This is a genomic window from Streptomyces sp. NPDC058240, assembly GCF_042882135.1.
Taxonomy (GTDB): domain Bacteria; phylum Actinomycetota; class Actinomycetes; order Streptomycetales; family Streptomycetaceae; genus Streptomyces.
The window spans coordinates 348879-365116 of sequence record NZ_JBHVWT010000002.1; the positions used below are offsets into that span (position 1 = coordinate 348879).

Below are 16238 nucleotides of genomic sequence, written 5' to 3' on the forward strand. Positions count from 1 at the left end.
ATGGATTTCGCACCCACCGAGGAGCAGGCCGCGGCACAGGGGCTCGCGGCGCGGATCTTCGGCGATCTGTCGACGCCCGAACGGCTGGCCGCGGCCGGCACGGGGACGGACGCCGGGCTGTGGAAGGAGCTCTGCGCGGCCGGACTGACCGCGGCGGTCGAGGAGACCGGGCTGCTCGGCCTGGTGCTCCTGCTGGAGGAACAGGGGCGCACGACGGCGCAGGTGCCGTTCGCGGCGAGCTGTGTGTACGGGCTGCTGGCCGTCGCCGGGCACGGCGGCGACGAGCAGCGGGAGCGGCTGCTGCCGCCGCTGCGGGACGGCACGGCCGTCGCCACCGGGGCGTTCCCGGCACGTGGTGGGATACGGGCGGACGACGGCGGGCGGCTGAGCGGCAGCGTGCCGTACGTGCCGTGGCTGCGGGACGCGGACCTCGTCCTCGTCCCGGACCGGGAGCGGCGGCTGTGGATCGTCCGGACCGGGGACGCCGGTGTGCTGACCGAGCCGGTGGAGACCACGGCGCCGTGGTCGGCGGCGCGGCTGGTCCTGGACGGGGCGTCCGGGGAGCGGCTCGGCGGCGCCGGGGCGTACGCGGCGGTGCTGGCCGCGGGCCGGACGGCGTTCGCCGGACTGCAGGCCGGGGTGTGCGCCGGCTCGCTGGCCCGCGCCGTCGCCCACACGAACACCCGGGAGCAGTTCGGGCGCCCGCTCTCCACCAAGCAGGGGGTGCTGCTGCGCGCCGCCGACGCCCATATGGACACCGAGGCGATCCGGGTCACCGCGTACGAGGCGGCCTGGCGCCATGACGCGGGGCTGCCGTACGGGCCCCAGGCACTGACCGCGGCCTGGTGGGCGTCCGAGGCGGGAAAGCGGGTGGTGCACGCCGGACAGCATCTGCACGGCGGTACGGGCGCGGACCTCGACCACCCCGTGCACCGCCACTTCCTCTGGGGGCGGCAGCTCGACGCCTACCTGGGATGCGGCAGCGAAGTGCTTCAGGAACTCGGTGAGTCGCTGGTGAAGGAGGGCACGGAGTGAAGGCCGGTGATGAGCTCGCGCCGCTGGAGATCGCGGTGACCCGCACCCTGATCGTGGCGGGTGCGATAGCCTCCCGCGACTACCAGGACGTGCACCATGACGCGGAGCTCGCCCGGGAGAAGGGTTCCCCGGACATCTTCATGAACATCCTGACGACCAACGGCCTGGTGGGCAGGTACGTCACCGACCGCTTCGGCCCGTCGGCCGTTCTCCGCAGGGTCGCCATCAGGCTGGGCGCGCCCAACTACCCCGGGGACACCATGGTCCTGAGCGGCACGGTCACCGCCGTCGGGGCCGACGGGACGGCCGAGGTGGCCGTCGTCGGGTCCAACGGTCTCGGACGGCATGTCACCGGCACCGTGACCGTAGGCGTTCCGCAGGGGGCGGCATGAGTGTGCGCAGGGCCGATTCACTCGGCGGCAGGGCGGCGGTCGTGGGGATCGGCGCGACCGAGTTCTCCAAGGACTCCGGGCGCAGCGAGCTGAAGCTGGCCGTCGAGGCGGTGCGGGCCGCCCTCGACGACGCCGGGCTGACCCCCGCCGACGTGGACGGCCTGGTCACCTTCACCATGGACACCAGCCCGGAGATCACCGTCGCCCAGGCGGCCGGCATCGGTGAGCTGTCGTTCTTCTCCCGCGTCCACTACGGAGGCGGGGCGGCCTGCGCCACCGTCCAGCAGGCGGCCCTGGCGGTGGCGAGCGGGGTGGCCGACGTCGTGGTCTGCTACCGCGCGTTCAACGAGCGCTCCGGGCGCAGATTCGGCTCCGGCGTGCAGCAGCGGGAGCCCACCGCGGAAGGCACGGCGCTCGGCTGGAACCTGCCCTTCGGGCTGCTCACCCCGGCCTCCTGGGTCGCCATGGCCGCCCAGCGCTATCTGCACACCTACGGGCTGACGCCGGACGTCTTCGGTCATGTCGCGGTCACCGACCGGCGCCATGCCGCCCGGAACCCCGCCGCGTACTTCTACGGGAAGCCGATCACCCTGGCCGACCACGCGGCGTCGCGGTGGATCGTCGAACCCCTGCGGCTGCTCGACTGCTGCCAGGAGACCGACGGCGGGCAGGCGATCGTCGTCACGAGTGCCGAGCGGGCCCGGGACCTGCCGCAGCCGCCCGCGGTGATCGTGGCCGCCGCGCAGGGCGCCGGGCGGGCGCAGGAGCAGATGACGAGCTTCTACCGCGACGACCTGACCGGCCTGCCGGAGATGGGAGTGGTCGCCCGGCAGCTCTGGCGCAGCTCGGGCCTCTCCCCCTCCGACATCGACGTGGGGATCCTCTACGACCACTTCACCCCGTTCGTCCTGATGCAGCTGGAGGAATTCGGCTTCTGCGCGCCGGGCGAGGGGGCCGGCTTCGTCGCGGCGGACGCGCTGCCCCTGAACACGCACGGGGGCCAGCTGGGGGAGGCCTATCTGCACGGGATGAACGGCATCGCGGAGGCGGTCCGGCAGATCCGGGGCTCGTCGGTGAACCAGGTGCCGGGGGCGGCCAGGACCCTGGTCACGGCGGGCACCGGCGTACCCACCTCGGGCCTGATCCTCGGCACGGACGGCTGAGCGGACGCGCTCCGGGGCGGCGCCCTTGGCCGGGCGGGGGCTCAGGGGTGCCCCGGACCCCCCAGGACGACGACTCCACCTACAGGAGGTGGAGCAGCCCCCACCCCTACACCCTGAGGCGGACGCGGTTTCGGGACCTGGGGCCGATCCCCGGAGCTGCGCCCACTTCTAGCGTGGAACCATGACCACGCCAGTCTGCACGGGCAGCTCCGGGGGAGCCGCCACCACCGGACACACGCCGCACCCAGGACACGTGTCGCACACCCTGCACATCACGGGGCACGGCTCACACAGCCAGCACGGAACGCAGAGCACGCACCTGTCCCACACACCGCGTACCGCACGCGCCCCGTACGCCTCGCGGACCCCGTACGCCCCGTATCCGTCGTTCTCCTCCTTCGTCCGGGCGAGAGGGCCCGTGCTGCTGCGCGCCGCGCGCTCGCTCACCGCCAACCCGAGCGATGCCGAGGACCTGCTGCAGACCGCGCTCACCAAGACGTACGTCGCCTGGGAGCGGATCGAGGACCACCGGGCGCTCGACGGCTATGTCCGCCGGGCCCTGCTGAACACCCGGACCTCGCAGTGGCGCAAGCGCAAGGTCGACGAGTTCGCCTGCGACGAGCTGCCCGAGCAGGAGGCCGTCCAGGGGCCCGACCCGGCCGAGCAGCAGTCGTTGCACGACGCGATGTGGCGTGCCGTGCTGAAGCTGCCGGACCGGCAGCGGGCGATGGTGGTCCTGCGCTACTACGAGGACCTGAGCGAGGCCCAGACGGCCGAGGTGCTCGGGGTTTCCGTCGGCACCGTGAAGAGCGCGGTGTCGCGGGCGCTCGGCAAGCTGAGGGAGGACCCGGAGCTCGCTCCGGTGCGGTGACCCCGGGTGACGGCGGCGCGCCGACCGGGCCTGATTTTGCCGAACGAGACCGATTCGTGCTCCCGGAGCTAGTGACATACCGAACGGTATGTGAGCAGAATCAGCGCAACCTTACTGCCGCGTAGCGCCCACCGGGAGGACGCCGTGCTGAGCACCATGCAGGACGTACCGCTGACTGTCACCCGCATCCTGAACCATGGGATGACCATTCACGGGAAGTCGCAGGTCACGACCTGGACCGGCGAACCCGAGCCGCAGCGGCGCAGCTTCGCCGAGATCGGCCGACGGGCGACGCAGCTCGCGAACGCGTTGCGCGACGAGCTCGGTGTCGATGCCGACCAGCGGGTGAGCACCCTCCTGTGGAACAACGCCGAGCATGTCGAGGCGTATCTCGCGATTCCCTCGATGGGCGCGGTGCTGCACACGCTCAACCTCCGGCTCCCGGCCGAGCAGCTGGTCTGGATCGTCGGGCACGCCGACGACAAGGTCGTCATCGTCAACGGCTCCCTGCTGCCGCTGCTCGCACCGCTCCTCCCCCACCTGACGTCGGTCGAGCACGTGATCGTCACGGGGCCGGGCGACCGCTCGCTCCTCGACGGGGCGGCGCCCCGGGTGCACGAGTACGAGGAGCTGATCGCCGGCCGCCCGACCCACTTCGACTGGCCCGAGCTGGACGAACGCCAGGCCGCCGCCATGTGCTACACCTCCGGCACCACCGGCGACCCCAAGGGCGTCGTCTACTCCCACCGCTCCATCTACCTGCACTCCATGCAGGTCAACATGTCCGAGTCGATGGGCCTGACCGACAAGGACACCACGCTGGTGGTCGTCCCCCAGTTCCATGTGAACGCCTGGGGGCTGCCGCACTCGACGTTCATGTCCGGCGTCAACATGCTCATGCCGGACCGGTTCCTGCAGCCCGCCCCGCTCGCCGAGATGATCGAGCGCGAGAAGCCGACCCACGCCGCCGCCGTCCCCACCATCTGGCAGGGACTGCTCGCCGAAGTCACCGCCAACCCGCGCGACCTCAGCTCCATGGCCCGCGTCACCATCGGCGGCGCCGCCTGTCCGCCCTCCCTCATGACGGCGTACGACAAGCTCGGCGTCCGCCTCTGCCACGCCTGGGGCATGACGGAGACCTCGCCGCTCGGCACCATGGCCAACCCGCCCGCCGGACTGACCGAGGAGGAGGAATGGCCCTACCGCGTCACCCAGGGCCGCTTCCCGGCCGGTGTCGAGGCGCGGCTGGTCGGCCCCGGCGGCGAGCACCTGCCGTGGGACAACGAGTCGGCCGGTGAGCTGGAGGTGCGCGGCCCCTGGATCGCCGGGGCCTACTACGGGGGCGCGGACGGCGAGGCCCTGCGCCCCGAGGACAAGTTCAGCGAGGACGGCTGGCTGAAGACCGGCGACGTCGGCGTGATCAGCGAGGACGGCTTCCTCACGCTCACCGACCGGGCCAAGGACGTCATCAAGTCCGGCGGCGAGTGGATCTCCAGCGTCGAACTGGAGAACGTGCTGATGGCGCACCCCGATGTGGCCGAGGCGGCGGTCGTCGCCGTCCCGGACGAGAAGTGGGGCGAGCGCCCGCTGGCGACCGTGGTCCTCAAGGACGGCGCGAGCGCCGACTACGAGGCGCTGAAGGACTTCCTCGCCACCTCCGGCATCGCCAAGTGGCAGCTGCCGGAGCGCTGGACGATCATTCCGGCCGTGCCGAAGACCAGCGTCGGCAAGTTCGACAAGAAGGTGATCCGCAAGCAGTACGCGGAGGGCGAGCTGGACATCACCCGGCTCTGAGCCGGGGGCCGTGGACACGACGGGGGCGGTACGGGAGTGATCCCGCACCGCCCCGGTCATTTCCCGCGTCTCAGTTCGTACCGATCTTCGCGAGCAGATCGACGATGCGCGACTGGACCTCTTCGCTGGTGGACCGCTCGGCCAGGAAGAGAACGGTCTCGCCCGAGCTCAGCTTCGGCAGATCCGATCCGTTCATGTCGGCGGCGGAGGTGTAGACGACCAGCGGGGTGCGGTTCAACTGGCCGTTCGCGCGCAGCCAGTCGACGATGCCGGCCCGGCGGCGGCGTACCTGCATCAGGTCCATCACCACCAGATTGGGCCGCATCCGGGTGGCGAGCGACACCGCCTCGCTGTCGGTGGCGGCCTGCGCCACCTGCATGCCGCGGCGCTCCAGGGTCTCCGTCAGCGCCAGCGCGATCTCCTCGTGCTCCTCGATCAACAGCACCCGGGGCGGATGCTGTTCGCTGTCGCGCGGGGCGAGCGCCTTGAGGAGGACGGCGGGGTCGGCACCGTACGCCGCCTCCCGCGAGGCCTGGCCCAGCCCGGCCGTCACCAGCACCGGCACCTCGGCCGCCACCGCCGCCTGACGCAGCGACTGCAGGGCCTTGCGGGTGATCGGGCCGGTCAGCGGGTCGACGAAGAGCGCAGCGGGGAACGCCGCGATCTGGGCGTCGACCTCCTCGCGCGAGTGCACGATCACCGGCCGGTAGCCCCGGTCGCTCAGCGCCTGCTGGGTGGAGACGTCGGGCGCGGGCCAGACGAGCAGCCGGCGCGGGTTGTCCAGCGGCTCCGGGGGCAGCTCGTCGTCGACCGGCTGCGGCGACGGACGGTTGGCGACCTCGACCGCGCCACCCGGACCGTCCAGCGGTTCCGGCCCCTCGGCGCCCTCGTCGGGTGCCCCTATCGCGTACGAGCGTCCCTCGGCCTCCGGCCCGGAACGCAGCGGGCCCTGCGCGGGGCCGGTCTGCGCCCCACCGGCGGGGGAGGAAGCGGGCGCGGACGGCGCCGACGGGGCGGCCTGCGGAGTGCGCTCGCCTTCCGGTGGGGCGGCGAGCTTGCGGCGCCGCCCGGCACCGCCGAGCGTCTGGTTCTGCTGGTGCGCGATGTGCTGGGCGAAGGGCACGCCCTGCCCGAGCGTCCGCACGCTGAACGCGCGCCCCTGCGTCGAGTCCGACGAGCCGCCGGGCATCGGGGCCTCCGCGGGCAGCGGCTGCCTGCGCGTGTCCGGCACGGGTGCGATCCGCGGGTGGTCCGCCTCGCCCTCCGCGTCCTCCTCGCTCTCCGGGGAACCCGGGGTGGCCGCGACGGCCGTGGCGCCGGTGGCGTGCGTGGTCCGTCCGGCCGCGGGCCGGTCCGCACCGTCGCCGGGCAGGTCCTCGGACTGCTCACCGGGAACGGCGGGCTCCTCGGGCCGACCGGGCTGCTGGGGAGCCTCGGAGTGCCGGGCCCGGCGACGGCCGGTCGGTACGGGATGCGCCTGCGGCGGTGTGTGGTCGTCGTCCGGCGCGCTGCGCACGGAGTCATGGCGTCCCGGCAGCGAGGCGTCCGCGTCGGCGGCCGTGGCCGGGGAGCGGTCGGCCTCCGCCGGCGGGAGGGCGAACGCGGTACGGGGCCCTGCGGGCTCGGCCCGGTCGGTCCGCTCCTGGGCGGCCGCCAGCGCCCGCCGGGCCCGCCGCCCGGTCGGCTGAGGCGCCTGCGACGCTCCGGGCCCGGAGCCGTCACCGGGCTGCGGGAACCCCTCGGGGTCGCCGGCCGCGGCGGAAGCCGGAGCCGCGGTGGAAGCCGGCAGGGCCAGCTGGTTCTCGGCTCCCTGACGCGCGCGGTGTCCGCCCGCGGGCACCGGCACCGGCATCTGCCCCTCTGCCGGAACGCCCTGCGGCGGCACGGTCTGGCCGAGCTGCGGCCGGCCGCCGCCACCCTGCGCGCCCTCGGCCGCCGTCACCACGGCTCCCTCGGACGGCGCCGGGGCCGCGGGCAGCGCCAATGCCTGCCCGGCGCCCTGCTGCCCGGACCTCTGCCCCTGCTCGGGCAACTGGGCCGGCCGGTCCGGAAGCGAGTGCTGGGCCCCGGTCTCGGCCGGACTCGGCCGCCCCCGCCTGCGCCCCGAACCCCCGCCCTGCGTGTCCTGCGCCCCCGGCAACGTCTGCGCGTCCTGCGCCACGGGCTCACGACGCGCCCGTCGCCGCCCCGTCGGCTCGGCCGCCGCCGTGTCACCGCCGGACCCGGCATCCGCCCCGGAAGCACCCACCGGGCTCTCCAGGAACGCGTCCGTGGACGCCCGACGCGCCCGTCGCCGCCCGCCGCCCGGCTGCTGCCCAGCCGTCTCGGGCCCGGCACCTGGCTGCGCCCCGGCCACCGGCTCCGGCTCGGACGCGGACGCCGTCACCGTGCCCGAACCCGCGCCCAACGGCACTTCCAGCACATACGCGCTGCCGCTCATCCCCGGCACCTCGTGCGTCTGGAGCACGCCGCCGTGCGCCCGCACGATCCCGCGCACGATCGGCTCGTGCACCGGGTCTCCCCCGGCGAACGGACCGCGCACCTCGATCCGTACGACCTCGCCGCGCTGCGCCGCCGCGACGACGACCGTGGAGTCGACGTACCCGCCGCCGGGCACCACCCGGGCCTTGCCGGTCGAGTCGACCCCGGCGACATCCGCGACCAGATGGGCGAGCGCGGTCACCAGCCGGGCCGCGTCCACCTCGGCCTCGATCGGCGGCGTGTGCACGGCGAACTGGGCGCGCCCGGGACCGATCAGCTCGACGGCCGCGTCGATACCGGCCGTCACGACCGAGTCCAGCAGCACGTTCGCCTTGGCCAGCTTCTCGGAGCCGGCGTCCAGACGCTGGTAGCCGAGCACGTTGTCGACGAGGGTGGTCATCCGGGCGTAGCCCGCGGCCAGGTGGTGCAGGATCTGGTTCGCCTCGGGCCACAGCTGTCCTGCCGGGTCGGCGGCGAGCGTGGAGAGTTCGCCGCGCAGCTCCTCCAGCGGGCCGCGCAGCGATTCGCCGAGCACGGCGGTGAGCTGGGTGTGCCGGGCGGTCAGCGCCGCCAGCCGGTCGGCCTGCGCCTCCAGCTCGGCCGCGTACCGCTCGGTCCGGTCGGCCAGCTCCGTGCTGTGCCGTTCCGTCAGCTCGGCGACCTCGGCGGTGTGGCTCCCGGTCAGTTCGGCGACCTCGGCCCGGTGCTGCGCGCCGAGCTCCTCGTACGGCCTGCGGTCGGTGAACGTCATGACGGCGCCGACCAGCTGGTCGCCGTCCCGGACCGGTGCGGTGGTCAGATCGACCGGCACCTGCGCGCCGCTCTTGGACCACAGGACCTGGCCGCGCACCCGGTGCTTGCGCCCGGACCTGAGGGTGTCGGCGAGCGGCGACTCCTCGTACAGGAACGGCTCGCCCTCCGCCCGCGAGTGCAGGATCAGCGGATGCAGCTCGTGGCCGCCCAGGTCGCTGGCGCGGAAGCCGAGGATCTGCGCGGCGGCGGGGTTGACCAGGACGACGCGGCCGTCGGTGTCCGTACCGACCACGCCCTCGGCCGCGGCCCGCAGGATCATCTCGGTCTGCCGCTGCGAACGGGCCAGTTCGGCCTCGGTGTCCACGGTGCCCGACAGATCCCGTACGACGAGCATCAGCAGCTCGTCACCCGTGTAGCTGCCGCTGTAGGTGCTCTGGAAGTCGTTGTACGCGGCCTGCCCGTCCTCCAGGCTGGCGCTGGTGACCTCGACGGGGTACTCGGTGCCGTCGGTCCGCCGCGCGGTCATCCGGGTCGGCTTGGTACGGACGCGCTCGGCGGCGGTCTCGGGGCGGCGCATCGAGCCCGGGATCAGCTTGGAGTCGAACTCGGGCAGCAGATCGAGGAGCCCGCGACCGACGAGCGCGGTGCCCGGCGTCTCGAACATTTCGAGCGCGATGGTGTTGGCGTTGACGACCGTGCCGTTGCAGTTGACGAGCAGCAGCCCGTCAGGGAGTGCATCGAGTATGGCTGCGAGGCGAGCAGCGCCTCGGGATGGCCTGCTGCTCACGACGACGCTTCCTCCCTGGTTACCGCACCTTGCCGACAGCGGGCCCCATCTTGCCCCTCGGGCCGCGGGCTGTCACTGGAGGAGTCTAAAGGCAGTGAGGGGGCGTGGGGCTGCGGATGAGGGGGAGCTCTCACCAAGGTTCTGTGCATACGGTGTACGACTCCGTCCTGGCCGGCCCGGTCAGCCGACGTTCGGGAGCACCGGCCGCAGGCTGTTCCAGCGGGCGATCTCGCAGCCATTGGTCCGGCTGAAGACCGTGTCGACGCTCCGCCCCCGCCAGGTCCCGCTGACCCGGGCGGTGGCCGGTCCCCCGAACTGCTGGGTGCACAGCGCGTCCTCGGGCACCGGGGCGAACGGGTCCGCGCCCTCGCCCGTCAGCTCGTCCAGCCGGTCGCAGGCATGCCGCGCCACCGGGTGGCTGCCGCCCGCCGGACCGCACCGCAACTCGAAGGCGCCCTCGGCCGCGGCGTTCCCGGAGCCCGAGACCGTGATCGTCAGCTGGGTACGGGCGTCGTCCCGCAGCACGGGCAGTGACAGCGGCAGCGGAAGCGGAAGGGGGCCGGTGACCGCGGTCGCGGTCGGCGCGGCGGCGGACAGCGCGGCTAGGGACGCGACGGCGGTGAGGGCGAGGCGGCGCAACATGCGGGCTCCTGTGCTCGTGCACTTCGGCGGGAGTGCCGGTGGAACGGACGGAAGGACGGGAGGACGGCGCCTCCGTCATCACTAACGCTCCGCACGCCACGGCGTTGCGCAACCGCAGGCGCTTTGCCCTCGCGCCCGACTGCCTAGTACCGTAGGCGTCGATTGGTGAGGCACCGCTCAACTGTGTCATCATCTGCACGCACCACTCGCGCTCGCGCGGGGTGTGCTGGAGGCGTCGCCTAGTCCGGTCTATGGCGCCGCACTGCTAATGCGGTTTGGGTCTTAAAGCCCATCGAGGGTTCAAATCCCTCCGCCTCCGCTCTCTGACCAGGGAGTTCAGCCTGTTTGGCTGAACTCCCTGAGTCGTTTTCAGAGCCGTTCCGGCGACCGACGGCAGGCCCCGGCTACTTCCGGGTCGCGCAGGGGTCGCAGCAGGAGGGGGCCGGCTCGACGCAGATGGTGACGGCGTCGGTGTTGTTGGTGGAGTCGGGATCCTTTTCGTTGGCGGTGGCGGTGGCGGTGTTGACGACCGGGCCGGCTTCGGTGGCCTTGGCCCGCAGCACGAGGGTGGCCCCGGTGCCGTCGGCCAGGGTGCCCACGGCCCACCGTCCGGTGGCCGGGTCGTAGCTTCCGGGGCCGTCGGCGGACAGGAAGGCGAGACCGTCCGGGAGCCGGTCGGTGACGGTGACGCCGGTGGCCCGGTTCGGGCCGGCGTTGTGGACGGTGATGCGGTAGGTCACGGTCTGCCCGACGGTGACGGTGGTCGCGTCGGCTGCCTTGACCACGGTCAGGTCGGCGGCCGGGTTGACCTGGGTGACCTGCTCGTCGGAGGTGGCCGTCAGCGGCTCCGGGGTGTCGCCGAGCCGGTTCTCGTAGGAGGCGGTGGCGGTGTTCCTGATCTGCTTGCCGCCGGCGGCCCGGTCGATGGTGACCCGGTATTCGGCCGTGGTTCCCGCCGGCAGGGTCTCGGTGTTGGGCAGGCTGCCGCCTTCCCCGGTGGTGGTGTTGCCGAGCGCGAAGACGACCTTGTCGCCCTGGGCGTCGTAGTACGCCTGGTCGTCACCCCGCGCGTCGGTCTTCGGCCCGGCGTTCGGGCCGTCGACGATGCGCAGGGAACCGGGCAGATACGTCGTGCCTTGCGGGATCACGTCGGTCAGGACGAGGTTCTCGGCCGCGCCGCCGCCCTCGTTCCTGGCGTTGACGCGGTAGGTGATGACATCGCCCACCTCCAGCGGCCCCGTGGGAGCGGCGGTCTTGGTGAGCACCAGGTAGGGGGCGGTGCCGAAGAAGATGCCGTCCAGGAAGTTGCCGATGCTCTGGTTGCCGCCGGCGGCGGAGACGGAACGGAAGGCGAAGCGCGTCAGCGTCTGGCCTGCCGGGACGGTGTAGGTGCCGGTGTAGTAACCCCAGGCGGTGTTGCCGTCGGTGAAGCGTCTCTGCTGCACCGCGGAGCCCGGCGCGCCGATGTCCAGCGCCATGGTGTCGTCCCCCTGGCGGCCGCGGTGGTACAGCCGCCAGTACAGCTTCGTACCGGGTGCGGTGGGCAGGTCCTGGTAGAGCGTGGAGACCTGATTGGCGTTGAGTTCGGCGAACTGGGTGCCGTCGGCCGCCGGTACTCCGTTGAAGCCCGTATGCCACAGCTCGATCATGTGGTCGGTGGCGGTGGTGAGCCAGCCCGGGACCCGCTTGGGCGCCTGCGTCTGTGAGGAGTCCGGCAGGATCTCCACACCGGTGACGACGGGCTGTTCGAAGCTGCCGTTGGCCAGGGCGACCCGGAGCGGAGCAGGAGGTGTGGACATGGTTTCTTCCCCTCAAGTCGACGCTGCTGGAACGCACCGCCGTCCGGCCGCACAACTGCGCGCCGTGGCGGAGTCGGTACACCCAGTAGCGCAATGCATTCGGGTGATCGCGTAAAGCGATGAACGGGGCGGTTCGGCCAAACCCGCGCGGCAGGTTTGTGAAACCCGCCCCCGGGCCACTCCCGCCACAACGCCACCCGCGCCGCCGTCGGTGCGCCGCACCCGTCGCACCCGTCTCCTGGTTCTCACCCGCCCACCCCGTCATGGCCGGAAGCCTCCGCCGCGCCTCGTGCGCCCACCCCTGCTCGGGGTGAATCGGTCACCAGCGAAGTTGACGCTTCCGGCGCCGCAGCGGCGACCGCGTGAACGTCCGTGGAGATGGGGGCCGCTGACACGCGCCCCGGCGCCCGGCCCGCCGACGCGGGGCTCCGGCCACATACGGACCCACCCCGTCCGCCGACCGCCCCGCAGCGGCTGCGGCGCCCCGCCCCCGCAGCCGCTGAACACGGTGTTTCCGCAGGTCGAAGCGGGTGTGGCTAATGGATTTCGCGCTACGGCGCAGGTCATGTAATGTTGTTCTCGCAACGCCGACCGGGGAGAAAAAACCGGGAAGCACAAGCACTCGTAGCTTAACGGATAGAGCATCTGACTACGGATCAGAAGGTTGCAGGTTCGAATCCTGCCGAGTGCACAGCAGGCGAGAGGCCCTCAGGAGAAGTCCTGAGGGCCTCTGTCGTATGTCATGACGGCGGAGGTTGATGGCAATCTTTTCCGGGGGCGGCCGTCGGACCGATCAGACGGCCACGAGGAACCCCGTGCCGTCGTCAGCGTCCGCCGCGTTGCCGCCACCCGTCAGCGCATCCCGACGCGGTCGAAAGCGGAACCGCTGGGAGTCCAGCCGCGCGAAGGTGTAGATGTCCATGGTCATGCGGATCACGGCGGCCCGCTGCGCGGGCCGCGCGGCGCGGCGGCCCCGGGCTGCAGCCGGCTCCACGTCTCCGCCACCGCCTGCGGCGGCCCCGCCCGTTCGCGCCGCAAAAGCCCGAGAAGCGGGCACCCAGGCCAACGAAGAACCACGACGGCAGCCCCTCGGCGAGCACGGCCAGCAGGAGTGGGGCGCAAGCCAAGTTCGCATCAGGCAACGCAGATTGCCGTTCAACCAGCTGTAGCCGGGGCGGCTGGCCTGGGCGGAGGGTTCGGTTCAACCAGCCTTGCGGTGTGCGTTCCAGGCGGTGGTGGCAGTCGCGAGGCGGAGGGTCCATGGGCCGGGGTCGGCGGTGCTGATCTCGGACCAGACGTTGGCGTTGGCGGCGGCGAAGGCGGTGATGCCCTCGGCGGGGGCGGTGTGCCAGGCGGGGATCTCGGCGGCCCAGCCTTCGGCCGATGCGGGGGTGTGGCCAGCGGCGATGAGCCAGATGACCCAGTAGCCGGCGTCGAGCCAGGCCGCTCCGCGAGTCGCCCAGACCCAGTCGACCAGGCGGGCCCGGTCGCCCTGGGGGACGTGGTCGTCAACGAGGACGTTGGCGTTGTTCAGGTCAGTGTGTAGGAGGTGGGCCCCGGCGAAGAGGCGGAGGTCGTCGGGGTGGGCAGCGTAGTGCTCCAGGCGCTGTTCGGCGTGGCGTAGTTCGATGCCGGGGCAGGGGGTCGCCCCGAGGCGGCACAGGAGGGCGGCGACTTCGGGGGGCCCTATCTGTTTCGTCAAGCCTGGCGGGGCTGGTTCGTAGGAGTTGATCCTGGTTTTCGGGAACGTCCCGCGAAGAGGGATGTTCCCGGCGGATCGGGTGCCTGGTGGGCAGCTCGACGGCTGGCAGGACGGGGTGGCCGTGCCGGCGTGCGGACGTGATGAGGACTGAAGGGTAGGGATGGGGTGTCAGGCGGCGATGTCCGCGGCCGGTCGGGCTGTGGCCGCCAGTCGCCGGGACCGCACGGCCAGGATGATCATGACCGCCGGGATCAGGAGGTCGTTGACGAGGACTCCGCCGGTGTTGCCGGGGGCGTGGTCACCGTTGGCGAACCACTGGTAGACGTGGCCGACCACGGCTCCCCAGAGGAGCATCCCGCCGCCGAGACCGATGGTGATGCGCTCGCGTGCGGATGCCGAGGCGGCCCGGAAGCCCATGACGGCCAACCCGAGGTTGGCGAAGGCGATCTCGAACATGAAGGGCGTCCGGTCGAAGCCGATCGCGGTGGCCATGACGTCCGGGAAGGCGAGGAACGCGACCGTCATCCACAGGCTGCCGCAGCCGAAGGCGCCGATGGCCCACCAGCGCTGCCAGGTTTCCAGTGCCTGCTGGGGTGACTGGGCGTGGCGGGTCCGTACGAAGGCTCCGATGGTCGGTATCAGGATCCAGACCAGGGGGAGCGCGGACTGGGCGACGTACGAGAAGGTGTCCATGCCTCAATCTTGACTAGTTAATATTAACAAGTCAAGAGTCGGGTATAGTGAGTGGTGTGGATGACGGACTCGCAGACCTGCTGCACCGCGTGGTCATGCTGCTGAGTGAGGCGACCAGGCAGCGCACGGACGACCCCGACGGGCTGACCTACAGCCAGATACGGCTTCTGGGCACGCTGGAGGACATCGAGCCGACGACGCAGCATCGGCTGGCACAGGCGCTGTCGGTGTCGGATCCGGCGATCAGCCGGGCGCTACGACCGCTCGAAGCGGGTGGCCTGGTGCAGATCACCGTCGACCCCGAACACGCGCGGCGGCGGCTGGTCCGCCTCACCGAGGCGGGCCGGAAGGCCTTCCACGCCGCCGGTAAGCCGCTCTACGACGAACTCCGCGCCGGGCTCGTCGCGGCCGGTTTTCCCTATGAGCGCTATCTCCAGGACACGCTTCGGCTCGCCGAGTTCCTCGCATCCGACTGAGGGCGCCGCCGCGCCCGCCGTTCCCTCAGCCCGTGATGTGGAACGGGGTGTCGGCGAGCTTGTCGCTGTCCAGGCCGCGCACCTCGAACGACTGCTGCTGGTGCGAATCGACACTGTCCTTCGGGACCGTGACCTCTGCGGCGAAGCCGCCGTCCGGGTCGGCCGTGATGTCGCGGAGGTCGAGGGTGGCGCCGTACGTGCCGTTGAACGTGATGCGCACCTGCTCTCCGGCCGCGAAACCGGAGCCCGTGATCGTGACGGTGGCTCCTATGGCGGCCGAGTCGGGGGCGGCCATGATGCGGGCGGCCGTGGGGGACGGTGCCGGGGGCGGTGGTGTGGACGGAAGGCTCTGCACGGGGCGCGGGGTGTCCGAGGTGTCCGAGGTGTGCTGCGGGGCCGGGGGCGCTGCGGCGGCGGGTGCCTTCGGGGAGGTGCCGCCCGCGACCGTGGTCGCGATCACGGCGGCGAGGATGGTGGCCGCGCCGGTGATGACAGCCGCGATGATCACTGTCCGGTGGCTGCGATCGGTCCTCCCGGCCGGGTCGCCGGTGGTGCGGGTGTCGTCGGAGTCGGACACGTGGATTCTCCAACCGATCATGTCTGGAAAGCAGTTGAACAGGATACTTGGCACGGCTCTCCGGAGACCTCCGGATTTCCTGTCTCCGCGCGGGGCCGCCGAGGCCGTCCGCTGACGTCGCTCCGGAGGTTCGTTCATGGTGGTGGCCATGGGATGGCAGTGCACCGGGCTGCGGTGGCCCGACGCGCAGGGGCCGCCCGTGCTCGGCTGGCGGCGCGGCGGGGCCGTGCGGGCGAGTGCGCAGATGTACGGGGCGGAGTTCGGGTTCCGGGCCCAGGGGGAGCGGGGCTGTGTCGGGGCGCGCGGGAACGCGTGTCCGGTGGGGGCCGTGGTGTCGGGGCGGAGCACGGGGGCGCGGTGTCCGGAGTGTGCGCGGCTGGACCGGGCGCATTCGGTGGCCGCCGACACGATCGCCGATGACCCGAGGACGTACCGCGTGTATCTGGCCTGGTTCGGGCCGGGAATGGTGAAGGTCGGGATCACCGCCGAACAGCGGGAAGCGGCGCGGCTGCGCGAGCAGGGGGCCGTGGTGTTCAGCTGGCTGGGGCGGGGGCCGTTGATGGCGTGCCGGCGGACCGAGGAACTGCTGCGGTCGGCGCTCGGGGTGCCGGACCGGATTCCGTATGCGAGGAAGCGGGCCGTTCGCGGGGCGCTGCCGGGGGCGGCGGAGCGTGGTGCCGAGGTGGCGGAGCTCTACGGGCGGGCCGCGGCGCTGGAGGGGGCCGGGTGGCCGGAGTCGCTGGAGCGGCTGCCGTTCGAGGCGGTCGATCACGCGGGGCTGTTCGGGATCGACGGGGTGGTCGAGGTGGCCTCGGCGGTGACCGAGTTGGTGGCCGGGGGTGCGGTCGCGGGGCGGCTGGTGGCGGCGGCCGGGCCCGATCTGCATCTGGCGACGGCCGACGGGGTCGTGGTGCTGGACACCCGGCTGATGACCGGGTGGGAGCTGGTGGCGGCGGACGCGCGGGCCGGGGTCGGGGTGCCGGTGGCCGACTTCGGGGGCGGTGGCGTGCAGGGCGGGCTGTTCTGAGATCGTCGGATCCGTCCGGACCGGTGGGAGCCGGACCGGCCGGATG

General features: G+C 72.4%; 13 protein-coding genes, 2 tRNA genes and 1 pseudogene. 9 read left to right on the forward strand and 7 right to left on the reverse strand.

Annotation, left to right across the window (positions count from 1 at the left end; all coding sequences use genetic code 11):
- From ACFVX4_RS06825 to ACFVX4_RS06845, 5 genes are all read left to right on the forward strand, one after another.
- A complete protein-coding gene (locus ACFVX4_RS06825; RefSeq protein WP_389972627.1) occupies window positions 1–1035 on the forward strand; it encodes an acyl-CoA dehydrogenase family protein in 1035 nt (344 codons plus the stop codon).
- Window positions 1032–1427: a MaoC family dehydratase gene (locus ACFVX4_RS06830; protein WP_389972629.1), complete on the forward strand. Its 396-nt coding sequence runs from the start codon at window positions 1032–1034 to the stop codon at window positions 1425–1427. Before ACFVX4_RS06825 ends, ACFVX4_RS06830 begins: the two co-directional genes overlap by 4 nt.
- Complete coding sequence (locus tag ACFVX4_RS06835; RefSeq protein ID WP_385331054.1) at window positions 1424–2590, forward strand: lipid-transfer protein; 1167 nt, start codon at window positions 1424–1426, stop codon at window positions 2588–2590. Before ACFVX4_RS06830 ends, ACFVX4_RS06835 begins: the two co-directional genes overlap by 4 nt.
- A 181-nt stretch (window positions 2591–2771) precedes the next feature.
- The gene (locus ACFVX4_RS06840; RefSeq protein ID WP_389972631.1) at window positions 2772–3461 is read left to right on the forward strand and encodes a SigE family RNA polymerase sigma factor; all 690 of its coding nucleotides are present in this window, start codon (window positions 2772–2774) and stop codon (window positions 3459–3461) included.
- Between the two features lie 144 nt (window positions 3462–3605).
- A complete protein-coding gene (locus ACFVX4_RS06845; protein WP_389972633.1) occupies window positions 3606–5255 on the forward strand; it encodes a long-chain fatty acid--CoA ligase in 1650 nt (549 codons plus the stop codon).
- A 70-nt stretch (window positions 5256–5325) separates the two neighbouring features.
- Here the strand turns inward: ACFVX4_RS06845 and ACFVX4_RS06850 are convergent, their stop codons facing one another.
- The gene (locus ACFVX4_RS06850; RefSeq protein ID WP_389972635.1) at window positions 5326–9276 is read right to left on the reverse strand and encodes a PAS domain-containing protein; all 3951 of its coding nucleotides are present in this window, start codon (window positions 9274–9276) and stop codon (window positions 5326–5328) included.
- A 180-nt stretch (window positions 9277–9456) separates the two neighbouring features.
- The gene (locus ACFVX4_RS06855) at window positions 9457–9918 is read right to left on the reverse strand and encodes an SSI family serine proteinase inhibitor (protein WP_389972637.1); all 462 of its coding nucleotides are present in this window, start codon (window positions 9916–9918) and stop codon (window positions 9457–9459) included.
- A gap of 228 nt (window positions 9919–10146) precedes the next feature.
- On the opposite strand from ACFVX4_RS06855, the gene ACFVX4_RS06860 reads away from it, so the two are divergent.
- Window positions 10147–10237: transfer RNA gene (locus ACFVX4_RS06860), tRNA-Ser, on the forward strand.
- An 85-nt stretch (window positions 10238–10322) separates the two neighbouring features.
- Here ACFVX4_RS06860 and ACFVX4_RS06865 read toward each other — a convergent pair.
- A complete protein-coding gene (locus ACFVX4_RS06865) occupies window positions 10323–11717 on the reverse strand; it encodes a hypothetical protein (protein WP_389972639.1) in 1395 nt (464 codons plus the stop codon).
- Between the two features lie 618 nt (window positions 11718–12335).
- Between ACFVX4_RS06865 and ACFVX4_RS06870 the strand changes: the two genes are divergently transcribed.
- Window positions 12336–12408, forward strand: a tRNA-Arg gene (locus tag ACFVX4_RS06870).
- A 102-nt stretch (window positions 12409–12510) separates the two neighbouring features.
- Here ACFVX4_RS06870 and ACFVX4_RS06875 read toward each other — a convergent pair.
- The 3 genes and pseudogenes from ACFVX4_RS06875 to ACFVX4_RS06885 all read right to left on the reverse strand — a co-directional run bounded on the left by ACFVX4_RS06875 (window position 12511) and on the right by ACFVX4_RS06885 (window position 14112).
- Window positions 12511–12711, reverse strand: coding sequence for a hypothetical protein (locus ACFVX4_RS06875; RefSeq protein ID WP_389972641.1), 201 nt, complete (start codon window positions 12709–12711; stop codon window positions 12511–12513).
- A 207-nt stretch (window positions 12712–12918) separates the two neighbouring features.
- Window positions 12919–13398: pseudogene (locus tag ACFVX4_RS06880) on the reverse strand (aminoglycoside phosphotransferase); the annotation flags it as partial.
- Between the two features lie 189 nt (window positions 13399–13587).
- Complete coding sequence (locus ACFVX4_RS06885; protein ID WP_389972643.1) at window positions 13588–14112, reverse strand: DUF6790 family protein; 525 nt, start codon at window positions 14110–14112, stop codon at window positions 13588–13590.
- 56 nt (window positions 14113–14168) lie between these two features.
- On the opposite strand from ACFVX4_RS06885, the gene ACFVX4_RS06890 reads away from it, so the two are divergent.
- Complete coding sequence (locus ACFVX4_RS06890; protein WP_389972645.1) at window positions 14169–14588, forward strand: MarR family winged helix-turn-helix transcriptional regulator; 420 nt, start codon at window positions 14169–14171, stop codon at window positions 14586–14588.
- 25 nt (window positions 14589–14613) lie between these two features.
- Here ACFVX4_RS06890 and ACFVX4_RS06895 read toward each other — a convergent pair whose 3' ends face one another.
- Window positions 14614–15165 (reverse strand): hypothetical protein, encoded by a 552-nt coding sequence (locus tag ACFVX4_RS06895; protein ID WP_389972647.1) that lies wholly within the window; start codon window positions 15163–15165, stop codon window positions 14614–14616.
- A 148-nt stretch (window positions 15166–15313) separates the two neighbouring features.
- On the opposite strand from ACFVX4_RS06895, the gene ACFVX4_RS06900 reads away from it, so the two are divergent.
- The gene (locus ACFVX4_RS06900) at window positions 15314–16192 is read left to right on the forward strand and encodes a DUF2797 domain-containing protein (RefSeq protein ID WP_389972649.1); all 879 of its coding nucleotides are present in this window, start codon (window positions 15314–15316) and stop codon (window positions 16190–16192) included.
- The last annotated feature ends 46 nt before the right edge of the window (window positions 16193–16238 follow it).